We start from the raw sequence: 3,982 nt of genomic DNA on the forward strand, positions 1-3,982 counted from the left end.
CAATACAAAACTCTTGGGAATTAACGAAGAACTGTGTATAAATGCTTTATCAAACGAAAAGAGAGACAGTTATGAAATTAGATAAAATCGAAAACAAAAATCGCCGCCTACGCAAGAAGTTATACCTAGGTGAATTCGCTATTCTAGGTTTTGAAGTAAGCTGCACGACTTCGATTGCTGATTTTGACCAATACGATGTGTTCATCGATGAATTTATCGATTTTATCGACAGCATCGGCCTGTGCTTTGGTGGCGGTGGTTTAGAGCTGTTCGAAGGTTTCTTATGTTCTATTGAGCGCTACCGTTCAGTGACAGAAGCAGAGCAACTGCAAGTAGCGCAGTGGCTTGAAGCTCGCGCAGAAGTAAGCAAAGTTGAAGTAAGCGAACTTGTTGACGCAAACTACGCATTCTAATTTGGTGGTGTATGGTTCGCTCAGCTGAAATCGATTGAGCTTTCGTGAGAGAACTTTGACACATCAGATAAAAGGCCCAGTCGGTATGTCGATTGGGCCTTTTGCGTTTGGTCTGCACTATTCTTGAACCATGATTCCTTGTCTAACTCTCATTTCTAGAACGAGAGTTTCTAACTATATATCAGTCTCTTAGAACTATATTTCTGGATAGTAATAAGTTTGAATAAACTTGTGAGAGTTTTATGAGAATTCAATGAAGTTGCTGATAGATTTGATCGCCATTCTTAGAGTCAACAACACCACAGTTCGTTCTGGCAAAGGTAACGGTATATCGCTGTTATTCGTTTTGTTGGCAACGATAGGACTCGATAAAGGATGGAATCAAAATGAACAAACGTACTCAAATCAGCTTAGTGATTAGCTCGGCTATGTTGGCCTTCGGAGCGGCTCAGGTTCAGGCTGCAGAGCTTGAGGTGACCGTTACCAACGCAACGAAAGGGATCTACTTTACGCCTATCTTGGCAGCCGCTCATGACTCCAGCTTGTTCATGTTTAGAACGGGTGAGAGTGCTTCTGCGGAATTGGAATCGATGGCCGAAGGTGGCGATATTTCAGGTCTATCGAGTTTGATTGCAAACGCGGGTGGTGTGGTGGTTGAAAACCCAGCCACCGGTATTCTTAATCCGGGCGTCGCAACTACGTTTGATATCGACACCGGTGATTTAGCTTACTTGTCATTGGGTGCCATGCTGCTGCCAACCAACGACGGCTTTGTTGGCTTAGACAGTTGGAAAATCCCAACTCAAGCGGGCACCTATAAAGCGACCCTCAATGGCTATGACGCAGGCACAGAAGCCAATGATGAGCTAGCGGGCAGCATGCCAACCCCGCCATTTATTACCTTTGGTGCTGGTGGTACTGGAGTTGAAACTGCAGTCTCAAACGCTAAGGTTCATATTCATCCGGGCAACATTGGTGATAGTGACGCGGCTGGCGGAATCAGCGACCTCGATAGTAGCAGTCATCGTTGGTTAAACCCTGTTGCTACTATCACCATTGTTGTGAAGTAAGGGGGATGTATGAAAGCTAGAATTCTATTTATCGCTGCATCAGTAGCTGTGTTAGCAGGTTGTCCGGACGATGACGACGATTACTATCGCTATGATGTGAGTGTGACTAACCTCACCCCCAATCAACCTATGTCGCCCCTCGCGGTATTGACTCACAATACGAATTTTGACCTGTTTGAAGTTGGGCAAAGTGCCTCTGTCGATCTGGAATACTTAGCGGAAGGAGGCAGTAATGCACAATTGCTTGCGCTCAGTGACAGTGACGCCAATGTTTATCAAGGCATCTCAGGCAATGGGCTGATTCTTTCAGGTGAGCAAGACACGGTGTCTATTCGTGTTGACCCAAATCAAGAAGGGTATATCTCAGTTGCTTCCATGTTGGTGAACACCAATGATGCGTTTGTTGGTGAATCCGGTTTGTCGCTTAAGTCATTAGCCGTGGGTGATACCTTTGTGATGAACATGAATGTGTGGGACTCAGGAACGGAATTGAACGACGAGCTTGCTGCAACCATTCCAGGGCCTGCAGGCGGTGGTGAGGGTTTTAATACCACACGAGACGACACCGATGTAGTGAGTTTCCACTCTGGCGTAATCAGCCAAGATGACGGCCTTACGACGTCTGCTTTAAGTGCTAACCATCGTTTCCTCAACCCAGGAGCAAGAATCACCATTACTCGAACTGAATAATAGGGTTGAAAGCACGATGAAAGAATTCCTGCTCTGTTCCGGTCAATTGAAAGGTAGGCAGACTCCGAATAGAGCAGGGATCATGAATAGTGCTGCGGTAAATTTGATGGCAAACATGTTGTTGGTTGAAGACGATGATGACCTAGCTGAACTGGTGCAGATGCATCTTAAGTTCCAAGGCCATAATGTCGAAAGAGCCAATACGATTGAAAAAGCACAGGATCTATACCTGGATGGTCAGTTTGATCTAGTCGTGCTCGATCGAGGTTTACCTGATGGTGATGGACTCGATTTTTGTCGGATGATCCGTCAGAAAGAAGATTGGACACCGGTACTCATGCTAACAGCAAGGGATGCTGAGCTAGATAAGGTGTCAGGTTTAGAAGCCGGTGTTGATGACTACATAACGAAACCCTTCAGTGTTCTTGAATTTCAAGCAAGAGTGAGGAACGTACTACGCCGTTTAAGCCATGTTGAATCAGTCACTCAAGAGGCTATGACAACAGAATCAATTATGAATTTTGGCGGGCTCATTATTCAACCTGAACGCCATCAGGTGTCACTCAATAATCAAGACGTACCGCTGACTGCTACCGAGTTTACCTTACTTCACTTCTTAGCAACCCGCCCGGGGCGTGTGTATAGCAAAGACGAGCTGCTCGATCACGTTTGGAATACTCATCACTCTGGCTACCACCATACTGTGTGCAGCACGGTCAACCGTCTAAGAACCAAGCTTGCGATGCCGAATAGTGATGATGATTTCATTAAAACCGTTTGGGGGGTTGGCTATAAGTTTGAGTCAAAAGCTTAGGTCTATGTGTCGCGCCCTAAGTTTACTAAAAAGCCAGTAAGACCTACGAGCCATCGAGGAGAGAACATGAGTTTCAAATCGCGTTTAGTGCTGTTCACAAGTTTGTGGTTTTTGGTGGTAAGTGTGGTGATTGCTTACACTTATCATTGGCAAAAAGAGACCATAGAACAAAGAACGAAGCAGAGCTTACATAAAGAGCTCGCGGTTCATATGCGCGATGATAATCCTCTCATGATTGGTACCGACTACAACCCCAAAGCACTCAAATCTATATTCCATACCTTGATGTTGATAGGGCCTGATTTCGATATCTATTTTCTCGATAGTCAGGGCAATATCACCACCAATGCGGCGCCGGAAGGTACTGTGTTAGCCAATCAGATAGATCTAGCGCCCATTCAACAGTTCTTAAATGACGAGCCTTATCCTATTTTGGGCGAAGACCCGATCAACCCAGGCTCTCCTAAAGTATTTTCTGTGGCGGCGATTGAAGAGCTAGGGTCGACGGTGGGTTATTTGTATGTGGTGATAGGAAGTAATCGCCATACTGTGATCACCAACTCTCAGGTTGATACACCATACATCGCACTTGCAGGGCTTGTGCTGGTTTCTATTTTTGGCTTTGCGGTTGGGGCCTATCTGCTAGTGAAACGCAGTCTGTTGAACCCAATAGAGGCGGTAACCAATAAATTGCAGCAACAAGCTGAGCAAGATTTTAGATTGGAACCTAACTTTGTCCATCAAGTGCCAGAATTGGTGCCCATTGCACGTTCTTATCAATTGATGGCGAAACACATCCAACAACAGTTTTTGCAGCTTGAGTATCAGTCATCACACCGAAGACAAAGCTTATTACAGCTCAGTCATGATTTGAAAACGCCATTATCGAGTGTTCTTGGCTACCTAGAAACGTGGAAGATTCAAAATCCGAAGTCAGACCCGTTGATTGACGTCGCTTACCGCAATGGCAACAAGTTGTCTGAACAGCTCCATTC

6 protein-coding genes are annotated in these 3,982 nt (G+C 45.4%); all 6 read left to right on the forward strand.

Annotation, left to right across the window (positions count from 1 at the left end):
• The first annotated feature begins 71 nt into the window (after window positions 1–71).
• Entirely contained in the window at window positions 72–413 is a 342-nt protein-coding gene (locus AB4653_RS13985) for a YggL family protein (RefSeq protein ID WP_004731398.1), read from the forward strand.
• Window positions 414–666: 253 nt separating this feature from the next.
• A complete protein-coding gene (locus tag AB4653_RS13990; RefSeq protein ID WP_012600501.1) occupies window positions 667–834 on the forward strand; it encodes a hypothetical protein in 168 nt (55 codons plus the stop codon).
• Window positions 800–1,483 (forward strand): spondin domain-containing protein, encoded by a 684-nt coding sequence (locus tag AB4653_RS13995; RefSeq protein WP_102258328.1) that lies wholly within the window; start codon window positions 800–802, stop codon window positions 1,481–1,483. Before AB4653_RS13990 ends, AB4653_RS13995 begins: the two co-directional genes overlap by 35 nt.
• A 9-nt stretch (window positions 1,484–1,492) precedes the next feature.
• On the forward strand, window positions 1,493–2,173 hold the full coding sequence (locus tag AB4653_RS14000; protein WP_012600503.1) for a spondin domain-containing protein: 681 nt from the start codon (window positions 1,493–1,495) through the stop codon (window positions 2,171–2,173).
• An 82-nt stretch (window positions 2,174–2,255) separates the two neighbouring features.
• Window positions 2,256–2,987: a response regulator transcription factor gene (locus AB4653_RS14005; RefSeq protein WP_012600504.1), complete on the forward strand. Its 732-nt coding sequence runs from the start codon at window positions 2,256–2,258 to the stop codon at window positions 2,985–2,987.
• Between the two features lie 66 nt (window positions 2,988–3,053).
• A partial coding sequence (locus AB4653_RS14010) for a histidine kinase dimerization/phospho-acceptor domain-containing protein (protein ID WP_372104473.1) occupies window positions 3,054–3,982 on the forward strand: 929 nt, incomplete at its 3' end.

The sequence above is a fragment of the Vibrio sp. 10N.222.48.A3 genome, assembly GCF_041475345.1.
Classification (GTDB): Bacteria; Pseudomonadota; Gammaproteobacteria; order Enterobacterales; family Vibrionaceae; genus Vibrio; species Vibrio tasmaniensis_A.

Excerpts from the sequence above, each read along its gene's own strand:
- AB4653_RS14005 (WP_012600504.1), top strand. The coding sequence starts at position 2,256 with ATGAATAGTGCTGCGGTAAATTTGATGGCAAACATGTTGTTGGTTGAA.
- AB4653_RS13985 (WP_004731398.1), top strand. The coding sequence starts at position 72 with ATGAAATTAGATAAAATCGAAAACAAAAATCGCCGCCTACGCAAGAAG.
- AB4653_RS13995 (WP_102258328.1), top strand. The coding sequence starts at position 800 with ATGAACAAACGTACTCAAATCAGCTTAGTGATTAGCTCGGCTATGTTG.
- AB4653_RS13990 (WP_012600501.1), top strand. The coding sequence starts at position 667 with ATGAAGTTGCTGATAGATTTGATCGCCATTCTTAGAGTCAACAACACC.
- AB4653_RS14000 (WP_012600503.1), top strand. The coding sequence starts at position 1,493 with ATGAAAGCTAGAATTCTATTTATCGCTGCATCAGTAGCTGTGTTAGCA.